Genomic DNA, 16,317 nt, shown 5'->3' with positions numbered 1-16,317 from the left:
ATGACACATCTCACATAAGGAAGGATGCACCTCTAAAATCACCCTTTTTGCACTTGGTGCAAGTTTGCACCGAGTGTAAAGTTGCATGGCGTGCAAGAAGAACTATCACTACGCGAGCAGAAACGCCTCGAGACGCGCCTGCGCATAGAGGATGCCGCCACAAAACTGGTGGATGAACAGTCCTTTAGCGCAGTCACCATTGAGCGGATCTGCGAAGTAGCCGGTATTTCTCGGCGCACCTTCTTCAATTACTTCGATTCCAAGGAATCCGCCGTTTTGGGCGCTCCAAGCACCGAGTTTACGGAAGAGATGCGGGAACTCTTCCTTAATGAGCCAACGACCAGCATGGTAGACCTCGTCCTTCAGTTGGTCAGACGGCATATGGAAGGCCACCACATCAACCCGACTATCCGGGATCGCCGCAAACGCATCTCCAATGATCCAGATGCAGCTGCGGCGGCAATAAGCCGGAAGCGAGCAAAATCCATTGAGCTCATCGATCTCATTGAAGAGCGCCTTAACAAAGAACCGGAGCTTCGCGTCCTTGACAACTGCTCTTCTAGCACCGAGGCGATGCTCATCGCCGGCCTCGTCCGTGAGGCACTTTGGTTGGCGATGGCATCCCCGGATGCAGATTGCAGCCTAGACCTCGGCGCGCGTCTCGATACTTCCCTCACGCTAATAACAGACTTTATGAAAGGAATGCGATGGTAGATACGGCTGCTAAGGCCCCTTCCCAGGGCCAGTCCCGCGCCGATAACCTCGGGCTTATTTTCTCGGCCCTAATGCTCACCATGCTGATGAGCTCCTTGGGCCAAATGATTTTCTCTTCTGCTCTTCCAACCATCGTTGGTGAGCTCGGCGGCGTCGACCACATGAGTTGGGTCATCTCCGCCTTCCTTGTCACCATGACCATCGCCATGCCTATCTCCGGCAAGCTGGGTGACATGTTGGGCCGCAAGTGGCTCTACATTGGGGGTATCGCCACCTTCGTCGTGGGATCCACCCTCGGTGGCTTTGCCAACTCCATGTCGCTGCTGATTATCGCCCGCGCCGTGCAAGGCTTTGGCGCTGGATTCATGATGATCTCTTCGCAATCCATCATCGCCGAGGTCACCTCCTCCCGTGAGCGCGGCAAGTTCATGGGCATCATGGGCGGCGTCTTTGGCCTGTCTTCCGTCCTCGGCCCCGTCCTCGGCGGCTGGTTCACCGACGGTCCGGGGTGGCGCTGGGGCATGTGGATGAACATCCCGCTTGGCATCCTCGCCATCATCGTGTGCACCTTGGTGCTGCACCTGCGCGTCGGTAAAGCCGACATGAAGCGCTTCGACTGGCTCGGCGCAACCTTCATCGCTATTACCACCGCGTCCCTTATCCTCATGACCACCTGGGGCGGCACCGAGTACGAGTGGGGCTCGTCGATGATCCTCACCTTAGGTGCCATCACCATCATTGGCGCCATCATCACCATCCTGGTGGAGCTGCGCGCCAAGGAACCGCTCATTCCAGTTCGCCTATTCAAGAACCGCAACATGGCCCTTACTACCTTGTCCGGCGTGGTGCTGGGCCTGGCAATGTTCGGTGTTCTGGGCTACATGCCTACTTACTTGCAGATGGTGCACACCCTGACCCCAACCAAGGCGGGTCTGATGATGATCCCGATGATGGTGGGCCTTATCGGCACCTCCACTGGCGTGGGCTTCATCATTGCCCGCACCGGCCACTACAAGGTCTACCCCATCATCGGTCTAGCCATTACCGCTGGTGCATTGTTCTGGATGTCTCACCTGACCGTAGAGACTTCCCTGAAGCAGCTGGGCTGCGAGTTCTTGGTCTTCGGCATCGGCCTGGGCATGGTTATCCAGGTCCTCGTGCTCATCGTCCAGAACTCCTTCCCACTGTCCCAGGTGGGTACCGCTACCGCGGCGAATAACTTCTTCCGCCAAATCGGTTCCGCACTGGGTGCTTCCCTGGTTGGCTCCATGTTCATCCACAATATGAAGGATGAGATGGCCACCCGCATGCCAGAAGCCTTCCAAAAGATGGGCCCTGAGGGCGCCGCCTATGCAGAAAAGTTTGGCAATGCCGACGGCGGTGCCAATAGCCTCACCCCAGATTTGGTCGCGTCCTTCCCCAAGCCAATCGAGGAAGCAATCCTCAATTCCTATAATGACGGCCTGACCCCGGTTATCGCTCTGATGGTTCCGTTGGTCATCGTCGCGCTCCTTCTCCTCCTGCCTCTGCGCGAGGAGCGACTGAAGGAAACCATTGACTAATGTCGCGCACACCTGCAGAAACTGAGGCTACAAGCCAAGAACTGCATGCCTTGCGCGATGCACTCCCGCTTGCCGACACCCCCATTGAATCCGCCCTCGGCTATGCTCCTGGCGGCCTGCAGGCGGCGTTGGATGTTCATGCCAACCCCATCGAGGTATGGCGCACTAGGGACTATCTAGTTTCCTTAGCCCGCGCACACGGTATCCCGATCCCGCGCTTTAGCCGCTTGAGCGATAACATGCGCTCATCGGCGCAGCGCTGGTTCGGCCCCTGGGACGTTCCTACGATGTAGCGGCCCCCACACCCCGCCCTTGGCGGGGTGTTTTTATTGCCAGAAACCCATCTGCCGCAGAACTTGGGACCCAATTCCTAAAATGGCAACGATGGCGGCAATGATGCCGATAGCCGCGCCGGCGCTCGATCCTCCACCAATGCCGCTTATCGCTGGCTTTTTGGTGACCGCTACCGTCTGGTTCAGTGCTTCTCCAGCCGGGCGAGTTTCCCCGTTGCGCGGCAGGTATGGAGTAATAAGCACCTCGGCCGTGCCTTCCTGCAAAGCCTCATATGTGCCGTCAGAATGCACCGCAAGAACCTCCGGATCGGACGAGGTTAGCGATGACCCCGGCACCCCTAACCGGGCACCGTCCCATCCCGCAATGCTTACGCCAATGCTGCCGGAATCGCCCACATGGGTACCGCCGCTAAAACCTATAGCCGCGCTTGCCAGAGCGGCTTCCGGTACCGCAATGGGAAATGCGTGCCGTCCTTCGAGGCGCTCTGAGGCGCCCGACACCGCGTGCTCGGAATAATGGCCGGCCGTCGTGCTTCCAACCTGTGCCTGGGCAAATTAGTGGTTGGCTGGGTTAAGCAAGCTGTAAATATGTCCCGCACCGCCAGAATAGGAACCGTTAGAGCGAATGAGCTGATTCCACTCGCTGCCAGAACCGCCATCAGTAGACCAGTTAGCAATGGCGCGTTCCATCGGTGAAGAAGTGAGGTTTTCTGCGAAAAAGGCGCCGGACTTTACCGTCCACGGCTCCCCCCGTCTCCACGGCGATGATCAAAATCGTAGTTTTCCTCCGCAGCGCGCTGTATCGCGGAGTGTTCCAATCCCCTGCTCCAGGATATGCCGTTGATATATGCGGTGCGGTCCGGTGCGACGTCGCGAAGCCTAGCACCAGCAAACGGAAGATTGGCATCCCAGGCCTTGGCGCGCAACTCATGCAACTGGCGGGTCACCGTCTCGATATGGGACTGTAGCTCAGGAGTGGCAAACACATAGGCCACACCACCATCAACCTGGGTGATGTCCAACTGGGCAACAGGCACCGAGCCTGCGGAGGGATAGGACACAGCTCCCGCTGTAGGAACAGAAAGCGCCCCTGCCGTCATAGCCGCAACGGTGGACAAAGCAAGGGCACGAGTACGCACAGACATTTAAAAGCCTTAGAGAGATAGCGTACGAATACTCTCTTAACTTTATTCCTGTGCGCTGGGAAAAGCTAACGCTTCTTTTCCTCCGGCTTGGGCAAAAGCAGCTCGTACACATCGGTATCTCGCCACTGGCCCGCAAGCTCGCCGTAGGTCATCTTCGCCATGTGAGAGTAAGTGCCCACCTTCACGAATCCACGGGACTTATGCAGCCCCGCAGAACCGGCGTTTTCAGGGAAGATCCACGAATGGATAGCCCACTTGTGCAGGTCCTTACATACCTCAATCAAGCGATCCAAAAGTGCGCCGCCGATGCCGCGGCCCTGCGCCTCGGAGCCCAAGTAAATAGAATCCTCCACTACTCCGTGGAAGACGGTGCGGGTAGATACCGGCGCCGCAGACACCCATCCCAAGACCTTCGAATCATCATCGGCTTCAACAGCCACATGCACCGAGGGCATGATTTTGCCGGCTTTGAATTCTTCAAAGGTCAGGGATCGGGTCTCGTAGGTGGCGTGCCCAGTATTGAGTCCCTGTTCATAGATCTCTCGCATCTGGGGATAGTCCGCCGCGGTAAAGGGGCGGATGCGGAAATCTTTCTTCTTTTCGTCCGAAGACGTCTGCTTGGCGTTCTCGCTCATATTCAACATTATTACTGGGCAATGCCCAGCTTCGCCACGCTGTACACATCACGATCGCCATACGCGAACATGTCTGGCCTAATCGCCGCCTTCCAGCAGGTCGGTGACGAGCTCCGCAATGGCGGAACGCTCAGAGCGCTGGAGCGTAATATGCGCGAATAGCTCGTGCCCCTTGAGCTTTTCAATCACTGCCTGGACGCCATCGTGGCGGCCCACGCGCAGGTTATCGCGCTGCGCTACGTCATGGGTGAGCACCACCCGTGAGCCCTTGCCTAGCCGAGAAAGCACGGTGAGCAAAACATTGCGCTCTAAGGACTGTGCCTCGTCCACAATAACGAAGGCATCATGCAGGGAGCGGCCGCGAATATGCGTCAAGGGCAAGACCTCAATCAGGCCGCGCTCATGTACTTCTTCCATCACGTTTTCAGACACCAAGCCTTCCAAAGTGTCATAGACTGCCTGCGCCCACGGGTTCATCTTGTCTGATTCGGTGCCCGGAAGGTATCCCAACGACTGCCCACCTACCGCATACATCGGGCGGAAGACTACGATACGGCGATGTTCGCCGCGCTCGAGTACAGCTTCCAATCCGGCGCACAGGGCGAGTGCCGATTTACCAGTGCCGGCGCGTCCGCCAATGGAGACGATTCCGATATTGGGATCCATCAGCAAGTCCAAAGCTATGCGCTGCTCCGCGGAGCGTCCTTGCAGGCCGAAGGCATTGCTATCGCCGCGCACGAGCTCCACCGCACCTTCCGCGGTGATGCGCCCCAGCGCGGACTGCGCTCCCGCTACCAGGGTAAGTCCGCAATGGACTGGCAGCTCCTCCACGGCAGTGCCCTTTTCAGTGCGAACGCCGTCTAGCATGACTTCCCCATCACGGTAGAGGGCATCGATGACATCCGAGCTGGTTTGCACGGTTGCCATTCCGGTATAGCCGGTCAGGACCACATCCTGGGCGTGGTACTCATCCGCCTGCACACCAACCGCGCCGGCTTTCACGCGCAGTGGCACGTCCTTGGTGACTAGCACGGTATCTTTACCTTCGTGTGCAAGGTTGAGGGCGCAGGCCAGAATACGGTGGTCCCCCTCTGGGCCACGGAAGGCAGAGGGCAACAAGGATTGGTCTTGATGGTTCAATTCCACGCGCAGGGTGCCGCCATCTACGTTCACGGGGACCGGCTGGTCTAGCGCCTCATAGGTAGCGCGCAGTTCCTCCAAAAAGCGAAGAGCTTGGCGGGCGAACCAGCCAAGCTCCGGGTGATGACGTTTTCCTTCCAGTTCAGAAATAACCACAACGGGAAGGACCACATCGTGCTCTGCGAATTTGCGCAGAGCCCAAGGGTCAGAAAGCAAGACCGAAGTATCCACTACATAAGTCTTGGTAGCGACGGTGTTATCGGTTGTGGCAAGCGGAGTAGAAAGTACAGAGGGACGAGTCATGGTGGCAGGGTTCTCCCTTGAAATGCGGTAGATCAAACTTCTTCCGTATAGCCCCAAATTCCGGGGTTGCCACCCAACGTAGGCACCGAAGGTTGAAATTACATGGGTGCAAGATGAACTTTAAGAAAACGAAAAATCCCTCCGCAGCGGATGCTGCGAAGGGATTACCTCAAAAAGAGCTTTTTACTTCTCTACGGAAGAGGTGAACTTGCCGCTCTCATCCTGGAGCCAGGAGATAACGCCATTGTCGAACTGCTGGGTCCAGCCCTTGCCCTCAGTAGCCTTCTCCTCGGCAGCCTTAGGCAGGCCTACCTCTGCATCCAGACCGCCCTGCTCCTTCCAGGTTTCAGCGATCTTGCCGACGATTGGCTGAGCCTCATCGCCGTCCTTAGCCATAGCCAGCAGGTTGCCGCCATCGAAGGTTGCCAAAGAACCCTTATCGGAGGACTCTACGCTCTGCACGTCGCCCCACTCAGCCTTCTTCTCCTCGATGGCAGACGCCAGAGCTGCCGGAACCTCCTGGTCACCATTGGCGGTGGAGACGGTCTTGGTGTCGCCGTCCTTGGAATCAGCATCCTCAGACTCGGAACCATCCGCATCCTCAGACTCGGAGGATTCCGCGTCCTTATCCTTTTCGGAGGTAGCTTCATCAACGGCGGAGCCAGCAGCGTCGGAAGCATCAGCTGCTACGGAACCGGCGGTGTCCTTAGCGTCGTTAGCTGCATCCTCGGCATCGGAGCAAGCTACGAGAGCAACGGACAGGGTTGCGGCAGCAAAGCCACCTACGATACGACGAGTCATCTTCTGCATTTCTGCATCATCCTTTCATCAAGAAAGTAAGTTAATTCTAATTTTTATTAAATCGCCCTTCATGACGAACGAAACCCACCGTAATGACACCACCCAGCGGGCGCCACCCACACGGACAGGAAGCAGACAGCAAACACTAAAGTACTACCTCCGTTTGCGCTGCTTAAAAGCCTTCTTTTTATTTTGTAACGAATTGTTAACGTTTCTTCGCGCTTGCTTAGCCCTCGCCTTTTCCCTGGCGCTTCGCTTCGGTTTCTCCTGCCGTGAGGACCGTGCGGTGCGGCCCTTGGCGACGCCCACGAAGTCCTGAATTGCCTCTCCGTCATCCTCCTTGCGCCATACCAGGGCAATCTCCGTCACCGGCACGGACTCATCCTTTAGCCCGAGTGGCACCACCTGTTTCTTGCTGAGCACCTTGAGCAGGGGGCGCGGTGCAATCGCGATTCCCACATTGGCTGCCACCACTTGGAGGGCATCGCGGACCGCGGGGACATCAACGAGCCCGGAATCGGCGAGGCGGTAGTTGAGGTGTTCATCTGCGACGTCGGCAAGCGTGAGTTCCTCGCCTACTTCGGCATAGACCGAGTCCTTCGGAACCGCAATTCCTGGAGCCTCTTTATAAAGGCGCACCACATGAAAGGAGTCATCCACGCGGGCATCCGGCAGACGCGCGAGGGCCACATCCACCTCTCCACCTAGCAGCGGAGCTAGCGCATCGTCTGCATCAACGGTGTATAAACCACCATGAGCAGTATTTTCTTCGAATCGGCGGAACCACTTTCCAGGCTCCGTACCGGTGGCAAAAGCTAAGCGCAGCATAGAGGACAGTCTACTGAAAGTGCTACGGTAAAAGCGTGACTGAAGAACATAAGCAACCATCCGGCACCGCCATGCGTGCCCAGACCGCAGCGAAGAAGCTTGGCATCTACCTGCCCGCTGCGCCGGACGAGTTTCAAAATAGTGCCATTAGCCACGAAGAGCTGCGCGAATTGCAGCATAACCCGCCCGAGTGGCTGCAAACCTTGCGTCGCGAGGGTCCTCACCCCCGCCCGGAAGTCGCTCATAAGCTAGGCATCTCTGTTACCGCGCTCAAGAAAAACGATATGGATAAGCCGCTAACCACAGCGGAAATCAATCAGCTCCTCCAAGAGCAACCAGAATGGCTCCAGCAGGCCCGCGCCACCATGGCGCAGGCCCGTGGACATGAGGTAAAGGACTAGACCAGCTTCCAGTCCTCGAGGCCCTCATACAGCGGGTAGTGCTGGGCAATCTTGTCCACGCGTGCGCGGAGGGCCTCCACATCGGCGTTCTTGCCCTGTACCAAGGCGGTGCCGATGATATCTGCGACCTCGGTAAAGGCCTCAGCATCCAAACCGCGGGTTGCCAGCGCAGAGGTACCAATGCGCAGGCCAGACGTGACCATCGGCGGACGAGGGTCATTCGGGACGGCATTGCGGTTAACAGTGATGCCTACTTCATGCAGCAGATCCTCTGCCTGCTGGCCATCCAACTCGGAATTTCGCAGGTCAGCCAAGACCAAGTGCACGTCGGTGCCGCCGGTGAGCACGTCCACGCCAGCCGCCTTAGCATCCTCCGCGGTAAGGCGCTCCGCCAGAATGCGAGCACCCTCCAAGGTGCGCTCTTGGCGCTCCTTAAACTCCTCGGTCGCGGCAATCTTCATGGCAATGGCCTTCGCAGCGACTACGTGCATCAGCGGTCCGCCCTGCTGCCCTGGGAAGACGTTGGAATTGATCTTCTTGGCATACTCCTGCTTGGCCAAAATCATGCCGGAGCGTGGGCCACCCAGGGTTTTGTGCACGGTGGTGGACACGATATCAGCGTGCGGCACCGGGCTCGGGTGCAGGCCGGCGGCCACGAGGCCAGCGAAGTGAGCCATATCTACCCATAGGTAAGCGCCGACCTCATCAGCAATTTCACGGAAGGCCGCAAAATCCATGGTGCGCGGGTAAGCAGACCAGCCACCAATAATAACCTTTGGCTTCTCTTTCAGCGCTTGCTCCCGCAGCTTATCCATGTCCACGCGCATGGTCTCTGGGTCCACCTCGTAGGCGGCAACATCATAAAGCTTGCCGGAGAAGTTCAACTTCATGCCGTGAGTCAGGTGACCGCCGTGAGCGAGGGACAAGCCCAAAATCTTGTCTCCTGGCTCAGCAATGGTGGACAGCACCGCAGCGTTCGCCTGCGCACCGGAGTGTGGCTGAACATTGGCGAATTCCGCGCCAAAAAGCTCCTTCGCGCGGTTACGAGCCAGGTCCTCCACGACGTCGACATGCTCGCAGCCTCCGTAGTAGCGGCGGCCTGGGTAGCCTTCAGCGTACTTATTGGTGAGCACGGAGCCCTGCGCCTGGAGCACGGCGCGAGGCACAAAGTTCTCAGAAGCGATCATTTCCAGAGTTTCGCGCTGGCGGGAAATCTCTCCCTGGATAGCGCCGAATACGTCCGGGTCAAGGTCGCGAAGGTCAGAGGTAAAAGAAGCCATAAAGTGTGGTCCCCTTCTCAATATCAAGCGGTATGGGCTGCTGCATATCTTATCGTGCCCAGCACCCGAAGGGGGCATACTTTTACCCATGGATTAGGCAAGTGCGACAATAGAGCCATGGCGCGCACATTGGATTCGAGTCCCTACCTAGATTTTGACCGCGAGACCTGGCGTGGTTTGCGTAAATCCATGCCCCAGGTGCTCACAGAGACCGAGGTTGAAAAACTTCGCGGCCTAGGAGACCGCATTGACCTAGATGAGGTGGCTGATGTCTACCTCCCTCTCTCCCGCCTTATCCATATGCAGGTCACAGCGCGCCAGCAGCTCACCTCAGCTACTGAATCTTTCTTGGGTAACCCTCCAACGCACGTTCCGTTTGTCATCGGCGTGGCAGGTTCGGTGGCGGTAGGAAAATCCACCACTGCCCGTCTCCTACAGGTGCTGCTGCAGCGTTGGGATTCTCACCCCGAGGTCGCGCTCGTTACTACCGACGGCTTCCTCTTCCCCACCAAGACCTTAAAAGAACGCGGCCTCATGCAGCGCAAAGGCTTTCCGGAATCCTATGACCGGCGCGCATTGCTCCGCTTTGTCACCGACGTAAAATCAGGAAAGCCATTGGTCAAGGCGCCACTATATTCGCATATCAGCTATGACATCGTGGACGGAAAATACCAGGAAGTCCATCAACCTGACATCTTGATCCTAGAGGGTCTCAATGTGTTGCAAACAAGCCCTACGCTCACCGTGGCGGATCTCTTTGATTTTTCGGTCTACGTTGATGCCCGCACCGATGATATCGAGCAGTGGTATATTAATCGCTTCCTCACCCTGCGCCACACCGCTTTCCGCGAACCTAATGCCCACTTCTCTGCCTTTGCAGATATGGACGATGAGGAAGCGCGTGCCCAAGCCCGTGAAATTTGGCAGTCCATCAACCTGCCCAACCTCGTAGAAAATATCCTGCCCACCCGCATACGAGCCTCCCTCGTACTCAAAAAGGGCTCGCATCACTTGGTGGAACAAGTGCGGATGCGCAAGCTCTAGCGCTTATTTACCAAAGCGGCGCGAACGTTGGGAATAGTCCCGCAGGGCACGGAGAAAATCCACCTTGCGGAATGCCGGCCAGTAGGTATCTGTAAACCAGATCTCCGAGTACGCGGCCTGCCATAGGAGAAAGCCCGAAAGTCGTTGTTCACCAGAGGTACGGATAACCAGGTCTGGGTCCGGAAGCCCCTTAGTGTACAGGTGCTCACCAATAGATTCTGCGGTGACGCGATCCACCATCTCCGCAGCAGAGGTTCCTTTCTCGGCTTCCGCGCGCACCAAGTTCTGCACTGCGTCTACGATTTCTTGGCGTCCGCCATATCCCACCGCCACATTGACGATGACTCCGGTATTGTCCTTAGTTTCCGCTGCCGCCGCCACCATGCGCTGGCGAATATCATCCGGGAGCAGATCAAGGTGGCCGACAAGGCGGACTTGGCAACCGACATCGCTGTGGGATAGGTGCGTAACCACATCCGAGATGATGTCAAAGAGCAGCTCTACTTCTTGTTCGCTGCGCTTTAGATTCTCCGTGGACAGCAAATAGATAGTGACTACTTCGATATCGGTATCGCTGCACCATGAGATCATCTCTCCAATTTTCTTCGCGCCTTGGCGGTGACCGTGGCTGATATCGGTAAAACCAGCCTCGCGCGCCCACCGGCGATTGCCGTCGGCCATGATGGCAATGTGTTTGGGCTGCGGCTTGCCTTTAATAAGGCGCGCCAGACGGGCTTCATAAGCCGGGTAAGCCAGCTGTTTGAGAGAACTCACGCTCATTAGTCTATCCGCCTAGAAAATGGACTTTTTGCGGTTATCGTAAATGCCAGCTTCTTTCATCGCCTCATCCACGGCTTCCTCATCAAATGGATCGATACCGTGGTCTTCCGCAAACATCATGCGGCGGCGGAAGCGTGAGTAACGGCGGTGAAAATTCCATCCCGCGATTAACACTGCAACTCCCATTAGGGCCAAGATCAGCAAGCCGATGGGCGAAGCTTTGCCAAATTCAGGACCCATTGGACCGCCTTCGGCGCCCTGGGTGCCTTGAGCAAGTACAAATGCATCATTTGCGGCTAGAACCAAAGAGCCATACACGCTCATGTCTTAAGCCTCCTCTTTTTCTTCGATGCCTGCAAAAAGGTTGTTTTCTGGCAAGGAGGTAGAAACGCGGGTTTTCGCCAGCTCAAACTCCTCGGTGGGCCACAGGCGTTGCTGTACCTCCACCGACGTCGCCAAGAAAGCACCAGCCGGATCAATCTGCGTGGCATGCGCACGCAGAGCCTCCTCGCGATTACTGAAATAGTCTGCGCATTCCACCTGGGTCGTTACACGCGCCATGATATCTCCAAACGCGGTGTCCCAGCGCGCCAGCATCGGCCCATAGGGGCTAGTTTTGCCCTCCTCCAAGAGCAAATCATGGAATATCTTCATGCGCTGATAGACGAAGCCATGCGAGTAGTACAGCTTTAGCGGCGTCCACGCCTCACCCAACTCTGGGTGATACTCGGCATCGCCGGCCTTTTCCCACGCAATCATCGAGGCCCGATGCACCATCAAATGATCTGGGTGCGGATACCCGCCATTTTCGTCATAGGTGATGATGACGTGTGGGCGAAACTCGCGGATCACCTGGACAAATTCCTGCGCAACGGTGTCGTCTCCCTGCAACGCGAAGCAGCCCTCCGGTAGCAGCTCTTCCATAGACTTGCCTTCAACCGGATCCGGCAAACCGGAGTCGACGTAGCCCAGCCAGCGATGGTGCACGCCTAGCGCACGCGCAGCTTTTGCCATTTCTTCCCGACGAACCTCGCCCATATGTTCCTTGATCCCAGGGCGGTCCATGGCGGGGTTAATCACATCGCCGCGCTCGCCGCCGGTACAGGTCAGCACCAAAACCTCGTTGCCTTCTGCGGCATAGCGCGCGGTGGTTGCAGCCCCCTTGGAAGACTCATCGTCCGGGTGCGCGTGGATAGCTAGTAGGCGAAAATCGCTCACTGAAAATCCATCCCCTTATAAATCTAGGTTCTTTGAACAGATGATTATCCTAGTAGATAATTGGAAAACAGTGGTCCTCGGCTAGAGTGGGAAGCATGACTTCCGCCGGAAAATCTCGCTCAGCCGCCCGCTATGGCTCTCGGGGGCCTTCTAAAAAGAACTCAGGTAGCTGGACTAATAAGGCGCTGGTGCTGATCTTTATCGCTATTTTCATCGCGCTCATCTTCTTTGGCTTCCGGTACTTTCAACAAAAGGAGCGCGTGAACGCGCAGGTTTCCATCGTGACCCAAGAGGTATTGAGCGATGACACCACCCGCGTCTGGGTCGACGTCACCCGTAACCGCACCGATGAGGAGGCTTATTGCATTGTTCAAGCCTTTGATTATTCCAAGTCCGAAGTAGGCCGACGCGAGTTTCCTGTTCCCGCTGGCGGAAATGAAACCCAGCGTATCGCTGTTGACGTCCCGACCAACGCCCGCGCCGTCGCTGGCGGCGCTTATGGTTGCTCTGGCAATATCCCCGAATACTTGGATATGGATAACCCTGACTACGCGGAAAGCCGCTAGCCGCGTGTGCTAGGATTTGTAGCGCCTAGAACTGGGCATTTGCCTAGTTCCACTTTTACTTATGGCCCCAGGGACAACTAGGGGCTTTGACCACAATTCCTATCTACGGAAGGTTGCAGAATGGCTGAGCAGCAAAAGCAGTACATCACCCCAGAAACCAAGGCGAAGCTCGAGGCCGAGCTGCAGGAGCTTATCGATCATCGCCCGGTAGTCGCGGCTGAGATCAACGAGCGCCGTGAGGAAGGCGACCTCAAGGAGAACGCCGGTTACGATGCTGCTCGTGAAATGCAGGACCAGGAAGAGGCCCGCATCAAGCAGATCTCTGAGGTCCTCGCGAATGCCACCACCGAGCGCGGTACTGTTCAGGAGGGTGTAGCCCACACTGGTTCCGTAGTTCACGTTTACTACAACGGTGACAAGGACGATAAGGAGACCTTCCTCATCGGTACCCGCGCCGCTGCTTCTGACAACAAGGATTTGGAAACCTATTCGGAGCAGTCGCCACTGGGCGCTGCCATCCTCGGCGCGCAGGAAGGTGAGACCCGCGAGTACACCGCTCCGAATGGCAAGACCATTTCGGTCACCATCGAATCCGCTGCGCCGTATGATTCTGCCAAGGCCGCTACTCCGCGCGAGTCCTAAACTTTAAGCCAATTACCACTTTGGAGAAAGAGCATATCCCCATGAAGAAGTTCTCCCGTTACGCTGCCGCTGGTCTCGTCTTCACCGCCGGCCTCTCCCTCGCTGCTTGCCACCCACCCAACCAGCAGGACTCTGATTCCAAGGTAGAAAATGCTTCTACCTTCACTGGTGAGGCCCCCATGCAAAAGGACGCTGACACCAGCTCTTCCGCACCTGAGTCCGTTGTTCAAGAGCAGCAGCCTGTAGTTGAGTCCGGTGTCCCTGAGGAGCCAGCACAGCCGCACCTGAATGGGACCGCCACCGAGCTGCCGCAGCAGTAAAAAGACGGAAGGGCCGAGGGTTTCCTCGGCCCTTTTTTCATGTTATTTTTCCACGTTTACTTCCCGCACCCAGTCCCCGATTACGCCGGGCACTACAGCGGGCGGCTCGCCTAATAGGTCGCGTTTATTGGGGTCCCTTTCGACCTGCGTAGTCACGGACTTTACGCGCTTTTTCTCACTATCCTTACCGCGCATCCCCATCATCGGGCCATAAGCCCGCGCCCCGCCAGTAGAACGACCGGCATTGCCCCCGCGCGTTGCCGCGCTGCTTTCGCCGCTTCCGGTTCCAAGACCAAGGCTGCCGCCTGCACCGGCACGCATACCGGAACCTCCTACGGTTCCTGTACCGGCGCCAAGACCTGCGCGCGAACCAACTCCAGCGTAAGGAATTGCCGCGCCAGTTCCGCGTCCAAGGCTTTGGCCCAGTTGCGCACCCCTTCCGGCATGCCTTACATCGGCGCTACTGCTTAAGATTCCCGGGCCGGCTCCGAACCCACCTCGCAGCGGCTGTTGCTTGCCAAGGGCACCGCGACCGGCATCTGCAGGCCTTCCGGATGCCATCATTGGTGCCATACTCCCGCTCGCAGAATGTGTATTAACTGATGGCGCAACCGGGCCGCTACCGTTGAGCGTCCCCGTGCTCACTCCAGCACCAACGGGATGTGCTGTGCCACTAGGAACCTGCCCCATCACCCCATTCGCTGCGACAGCCCCCGGCATCGATGCCCCTTGGGTGGAAACTTCGTTACCCCCAATGGTTACTTGTTCTCCTAGCCCCAGCCTTTCCAGTGCATTCCTGCCACTGGTATGCATTTGTTGGTGAAACTCGCTGATTTCCTGCGGGCTCATCCCCACAGCATCCAACCCGTTTACGTTTCCATTGACAACGTCAAAGTTTCCGGGGCCCAAATCGCCTCGCGCAATCGCCTCCGCAATCTTTTTCGGCCACACCACTGCTTCGGTAGTGTAGCGCTGACCATCACCTTCTACTCCGACGAGTCCCGCATCGACGCCTCCGCCTCCCGACGCCGGCGATTGCTCCATCAATGCATGCTGGTAAGGCATGGCCTCTATGGCGAACCGCTGCAGGTCTGGTTGCAGCATGGCCAATGCGGCCTTTTCCGCAATTTCACGCTCCACCGGTTCTGGGATTGCCATCACTTCCATAGCCATAGCCATCGCCGCCGGCTGCATCCCCATGAGCTTGGCATGGAATCCGGTTAGCTTCTCCCCCATGACCTTTGCATTTGCCACAAAATGGCTTCCCGACGCCGCCACCTCCCGAATCTTCGCCGCAGCCCGCGACATAGCCTCGCTGTCATTCTCACTTTCCAAAGACCCGGCTGCTTCCTCTAACCCGCTGACAATATCGTCGACTTCCGACGCCAATGAGCTCCACCGCGCATTTGCCTCCGACACATTCCAAATCTGTGTCGACATCAGGTCCGTCGCGAGCTTCACGATGTCTGTACCCACATTCACCACCGGCATAGAAAACCCGAAGGGACTGTACCCTGGCTCCGGCTGGTTCATAATCGGCATCGACTCTACGCCTATGTCCCCACCCGCATCCGCAATCTCCATTCCCCTACTATTCGCGTCCTCCTGCGCCTGAAAACCCCGTGCTTCTCGACCTAAGCTGTCATCCAACCATTCAAGTTGTTGAGAAAACGCCCTAATCGAATTACTAGCCGAGCCTGGATCTGTCTCAAGCACTCGCTGGTGGACGGCTCCGACATGGTCTATCCCAATTACTGGAGAGAATCCCGCAGTAAGTGGTGACCTAGCTTGCGCTACTAGTGAGTTCATTTCGCGCCGCATTGTTGAAGTTTTTAATGCTGCAGACAAGATACTTTCCGTACGAATTTTCATTCTTCCCCCGAGTTATTCATTAAAGTATTTCAGCCATTATTTGCTCGACTTCCGAGCATTTCTCTTGAAGATTGCTTTCAAAGCCGTAACCAGAATGGCTCACGGTAATATAGCCACGCTCTGTCTGAACTCCGCCAGTACAGAACATGTCATCAAACAACTCATTTTTGACAAATTCCACTGGCAACAGTTTTTCATCACCGTCCGACTTTTTGAGTTCTAACAGTTCCTCATCCGCCGGAGTCCTTATCGAGCTCAAAAATCCCACGACTCCCGATCGTTGAGAAGCGTCTGTAAGGGAATATGTGCAAAGAGAGAAGCCAGATTCCCTTACTACATCTCCTTCTAACTTCCCGACTCCCATATTTTTCAAAGCTTCATCTGGAATCTCCGTACACGGATCGAAAAGCTCGAAACTTGGATCAGCCGGATCGAATTCCCCCAGTGGCGGTAGGACACCGGATGATTCTCCCGGCCCCGTGGCGCCGGCCTCCCCCGGTTGGCCGGCGCCTTGCACATTTTCCTCGCCGTCGGTGCGTGCCGATTCCCCCCGATTGCTGTCCGCGTCATCCCCCAGGTCCCCGTTGGTTCCCCCTGCACCGTCGGCCGAACTAATGCCGCCAGTCTCGTCCACATTCGTGGTTTCCTCTGACGCGCTCCTCGTACCGATGTCCGCAACGCAGCTACCCAGCACAACGGAGCTACTGACCATCAACGTTGCTACGGTTACCTGACGCTTCACAACAATCCTTCGCGCACTCACTTTCTGACGA

General features: G+C 56.9%; 21 protein-coding genes. 8 read left to right on the top strand and 13 right to left on the bottom strand.

All coding sequences use genetic code 11. From position 1 onward, the window contains the following. Nucleotides 1-90: 90 nt before the first annotated feature. Genes QP904_RS05725 through QP904_RS05715 form a run of 3 tightly spaced genes read left to right on the top strand, consistent with a single transcriptional unit; the run spans nucleotide 91 to nucleotide 2,569 of the window. Nucleotides 91-714, top strand: coding sequence for a TetR/AcrR family transcriptional regulator (locus QP904_RS05725; RefSeq protein ID WP_086588121.1), 624 nt, complete (start codon nucleotides 91-93; stop codon nucleotides 712-714). Next, nucleotides 708-2,276, top strand: a complete 1,569-nt coding sequence (locus tag QP904_RS05720; RefSeq protein WP_086588122.1) for an MDR family MFS transporter — start codon at nucleotides 708-710, stop codon at nucleotides 2,274-2,276. The genes QP904_RS05725 and QP904_RS05720 overlap by 7 nt, the downstream gene beginning before the upstream one ends. Then, nucleotides 2,276-2,569 carry a DUF2316 family protein gene (locus QP904_RS05715; protein WP_259824421.1) on the top strand — a complete coding sequence of 98 codons (294 nt, stop codon included), beginning with the start codon at nucleotides 2,276-2,278 and terminating at the stop codon, nucleotides 2,567-2,569. Before QP904_RS05720 ends, QP904_RS05715 begins: the two co-directional genes overlap by 1 nt. Before the next feature lie 33 nt (nucleotides 2,570-2,602). Here the strand turns inward: QP904_RS05715 and QP904_RS05710 are convergent, their stop codons facing one another. The 7 genes from QP904_RS05710 to QP904_RS05680 all read right to left on the bottom strand — a co-directional run bounded on the left by QP904_RS05710 (nucleotide 2,603) and on the right by QP904_RS05680 (nucleotide 7,421). Next, a complete protein-coding gene (locus tag QP904_RS05710) occupies nucleotides 2,603-3,070 on the bottom strand; it encodes a hypothetical protein (RefSeq protein WP_284835696.1) in 468 nt (155 codons plus the stop codon). 54 nt (nucleotides 3,071-3,124) lie between these two features. After that, a complete protein-coding gene (locus QP904_RS05705) occupies nucleotides 3,125-3,259 on the bottom strand; it encodes a hypothetical protein (RefSeq protein ID WP_259824423.1) in 135 nt (44 codons plus the stop codon). Between the two features lie 41 nt (nucleotides 3,260-3,300). After that, entirely contained in the window at nucleotides 3,301-3,714 is a 414-nt protein-coding gene (locus QP904_RS05700; RefSeq protein ID WP_259824424.1) for a hypothetical protein, read from the bottom strand. A gap of 65 nt (nucleotides 3,715-3,779) precedes the next feature. Further along, a complete protein-coding gene (locus tag QP904_RS05695; protein ID WP_023021887.1) occupies nucleotides 3,780-4,358 on the bottom strand; it encodes a GNAT family N-acetyltransferase in 579 nt (192 codons plus the stop codon). Nucleotides 4,359-4,427: 69 nt separating this feature from the next. Further along, a complete protein-coding gene (phoH2, locus tag QP904_RS05690) occupies nucleotides 4,428-5,792 on the bottom strand; it encodes an RNA 5'-3' helicase PhoH2 (protein ID WP_284835695.1) in 1,365 nt (454 codons plus the stop codon). Between the two features lie 183 nt (nucleotides 5,793-5,975). Beyond that, entirely contained in the window at nucleotides 5,976-6,602 is a 627-nt protein-coding gene (locus QP904_RS05685) for an LGFP repeat-containing protein (protein ID WP_023021889.1), read from the bottom strand. Nucleotides 6,603-6,746: 144 nt separating this feature from the next. Continuing rightward, nucleotides 6,747-7,421 (bottom strand): LysR family transcriptional regulator substrate-binding protein, encoded by a 675-nt coding sequence (locus tag QP904_RS05680; protein WP_023021890.1) that lies wholly within the window; start codon nucleotides 7,419-7,421, stop codon nucleotides 6,747-6,749. Between the two features lie 71 nt (nucleotides 7,422-7,492). Between QP904_RS05680 and QP904_RS05675 the strand changes: the two genes are divergently transcribed. Next, entirely contained in the window at nucleotides 7,493-7,822 is a 330-nt protein-coding gene (locus QP904_RS05675) for a DUF5997 family protein (protein WP_023021891.1), read from the top strand. Here QP904_RS05675 and glyA read toward each other — a convergent pair. After that, nucleotides 7,819-9,102 carry a serine hydroxymethyltransferase gene (gene glyA / locus QP904_RS05670; RefSeq protein WP_023021892.1) on the bottom strand — a complete coding sequence of 428 codons (1,284 nt, stop codon included), beginning with the start codon at nucleotides 9,100-9,102 and terminating at the stop codon, nucleotides 7,819-7,821. The two genes, QP904_RS05675 and glyA, sit on opposite strands and share 4 nt — an antisense overlap. A 117-nt stretch (nucleotides 9,103-9,219) precedes the next feature. Between glyA and coaA the strand changes: the two genes are divergently transcribed. Beyond that, the gene (gene coaA, locus QP904_RS05665; protein WP_023021893.1) at nucleotides 9,220-10,146 is read left to right on the top strand and encodes a type I pantothenate kinase; all 927 of its coding nucleotides are present in this window, start codon (nucleotides 9,220-9,222) and stop codon (nucleotides 10,144-10,146) included. A 3-nt stretch (nucleotides 10,147-10,149) separates the two neighbouring features. On the opposite strand, the gene QP904_RS05660 is transcribed toward coaA, so the two are convergent. Genes QP904_RS05660 through mca form a run of 3 tightly spaced genes read right to left on the bottom strand, consistent with a single transcriptional unit; the run spans nucleotide 10,150 to nucleotide 12,144 of the window. Next, a complete protein-coding gene (locus QP904_RS05660) occupies nucleotides 10,150-10,926 on the bottom strand; it encodes an isoprenyl transferase (protein WP_239208017.1) in 777 nt (258 codons plus the stop codon). Between the two features lie 12 nt (nucleotides 10,927-10,938). Then, nucleotides 10,939-11,250 carry a hypothetical protein gene (locus tag QP904_RS05655; protein ID WP_284835693.1) on the bottom strand — a complete coding sequence of 104 codons (312 nt, stop codon included), beginning with the start codon at nucleotides 11,248-11,250 and terminating at the stop codon, nucleotides 10,939-10,941. A 3-nt stretch (nucleotides 11,251-11,253) separates the two neighbouring features. Then, the gene (mca, locus tag QP904_RS05650; protein ID WP_239205318.1) at nucleotides 11,254-12,144 is read right to left on the bottom strand and encodes a mycothiol conjugate amidase Mca; all 891 of its coding nucleotides are present in this window, start codon (nucleotides 12,142-12,144) and stop codon (nucleotides 11,254-11,256) included. 95 nt (nucleotides 12,145-12,239) lie between these two features. Between mca and QP904_RS05645 the strand changes: the two genes are divergently transcribed. The 3 genes from QP904_RS05645 (at nucleotide 12,240) to QP904_RS05635 (ending at nucleotide 13,672) form a co-directional block, all read left to right on the top strand. After that, a complete protein-coding gene (locus QP904_RS05645) occupies nucleotides 12,240-12,710 on the top strand; it encodes a DUF4307 domain-containing protein (RefSeq protein WP_248099051.1) in 471 nt (156 codons plus the stop codon). A 120-nt stretch (nucleotides 12,711-12,830) separates the two neighbouring features. Then, nucleotides 12,831-13,352 (top strand): transcription elongation factor GreA, encoded by a 522-nt coding sequence (greA, locus tag QP904_RS05640; protein ID WP_284835692.1) that lies wholly within the window; start codon nucleotides 12,831-12,833, stop codon nucleotides 13,350-13,352. Nucleotides 13,353-13,393: 41 nt separating this feature from the next. Beyond that, a complete protein-coding gene (locus tag QP904_RS05635; RefSeq protein ID WP_023021899.1) occupies nucleotides 13,394-13,672 on the top strand; it encodes a hypothetical protein in 279 nt (92 codons plus the stop codon). A 42-nt stretch (nucleotides 13,673-13,714) separates the two neighbouring features. Here the strand turns inward: QP904_RS05635 and QP904_RS05630 are convergent, their stop codons facing one another. Both QP904_RS05630 and QP904_RS05625 read right to left on the bottom strand, forming a co-directional pair. Then, a complete protein-coding gene (locus QP904_RS05630; protein ID WP_284835691.1) occupies nucleotides 13,715-15,256 on the bottom strand; it encodes a hypothetical protein in 1,542 nt (513 codons plus the stop codon). A 307-nt stretch (nucleotides 15,257-15,563) separates the two neighbouring features. After that, nucleotides 15,564-16,286 carry a DUF3558 family protein gene (locus QP904_RS05625; RefSeq protein ID WP_284835690.1) on the bottom strand — a complete coding sequence of 241 codons (723 nt, stop codon included), beginning with the start codon at nucleotides 16,284-16,286 and terminating at the stop codon, nucleotides 15,564-15,566. Nucleotides 16,287-16,317 lie beyond the last annotated feature (31 nt).

This window comes from Corynebacterium nasorum, from assembly GCF_030229765.1.
GTDB lineage: Bacteria > Actinomycetota > Actinomycetes > Mycobacteriales > Mycobacteriaceae > Corynebacterium > Corynebacterium kefirresidentii.
This window is presented reverse-complemented; position numbering and strand designations above follow the sequence as displayed.

What these genes read in the sequence shown, in the direction of transcription:
- QP904_RS05700 (WP_259824424.1), bottom strand. Translation starts at nt 3,714, where the DNA reads ATGTCTGTGCGTACTCGTGCCCTTGCTTTGTCCACCGTTGCGGCTATG.
- QP904_RS05660 (WP_239208017.1), bottom strand. Translation starts at nt 10,926, where the DNA reads ATGAGCGTGAGTTCTCTCAAACAGCTGGCTTACCCGGCTTATGAAGCC.
- glyA (WP_023021892.1), bottom strand. Translation starts at nt 9,102, where the DNA reads ATGGCTTCTTTTACCTCTGACCTTCGCGACCTTGACCCGGACGTATTC.
- QP904_RS05695 (WP_023021887.1), bottom strand. Translation starts at nt 4,358, where the DNA reads ATGTTGAATATGAGCGAGAACGCCAAGCAGACGTCTTCGGACGAAAAG.
- QP904_RS05675 (WP_023021891.1), top strand. Translation starts at nt 7,493, where the DNA reads ATGCGTGCCCAGACCGCAGCGAAGAAGCTTGGCATCTACCTGCCCGCT.
- QP904_RS05655 (WP_284835693.1), bottom strand. Translation starts at nt 11,250, where the DNA reads ATGAGCGTGTATGGCTCTTTGGTTCTAGCCGCAAATGATGCATTTGTA.
- QP904_RS05630 (WP_284835691.1), bottom strand. Translation starts at nt 15,256, where the DNA reads ATGGAGATTGCGGATGCGGGTGGGGACATAGGCGTAGAGTCGATGCCG.
- phoH2 (WP_284835695.1), bottom strand. Translation starts at nt 5,792, where the DNA reads ATGACTCGTCCCTCTGTACTTTCTACTCCGCTTGCCACAACCGATAAC.
- QP904_RS05645 (WP_248099051.1), top strand. Translation starts at nt 12,240, where the DNA reads ATGACTTCCGCCGGAAAATCTCGCTCAGCCGCCCGCTATGGCTCTCGG.
- QP904_RS05635 (WP_023021899.1), top strand. Translation starts at nt 13,394, where the DNA reads ATGAAGAAGTTCTCCCGTTACGCTGCCGCTGGTCTCGTCTTCACCGCC.
- QP904_RS05720 (WP_086588122.1), top strand. Translation starts at nt 708, where the DNA reads ATGGTAGATACGGCTGCTAAGGCCCCTTCCCAGGGCCAGTCCCGCGCC.
- QP904_RS05705 (WP_259824423.1), bottom strand. Translation starts at nt 3,259, where the DNA reads ATGGAACGCGCCATTGCTAACTGGTCTACTGATGGCGGTTCTGGCAGC.
- QP904_RS05715 (WP_259824421.1), top strand. Translation starts at nt 2,276, where the DNA reads ATGTCGCGCACACCTGCAGAAACTGAGGCTACAAGCCAAGAACTGCAT.
- coaA (WP_023021893.1), top strand. Translation starts at nt 9,220, where the DNA reads ATGGCGCGCACATTGGATTCGAGTCCCTACCTAGATTTTGACCGCGAG.
- QP904_RS05685 (WP_023021889.1), bottom strand. Translation starts at nt 6,602, where the DNA reads ATGCAGAAGATGACTCGTCGTATCGTAGGTGGCTTTGCTGCCGCAACC.
- greA (WP_284835692.1), top strand. Translation starts at nt 12,831, where the DNA reads ATGGCTGAGCAGCAAAAGCAGTACATCACCCCAGAAACCAAGGCGAAG.
- QP904_RS05680 (WP_023021890.1), bottom strand. Translation starts at nt 7,421, where the DNA reads ATGCTGCGCTTAGCTTTTGCCACCGGTACGGAGCCTGGAAAGTGGTTC.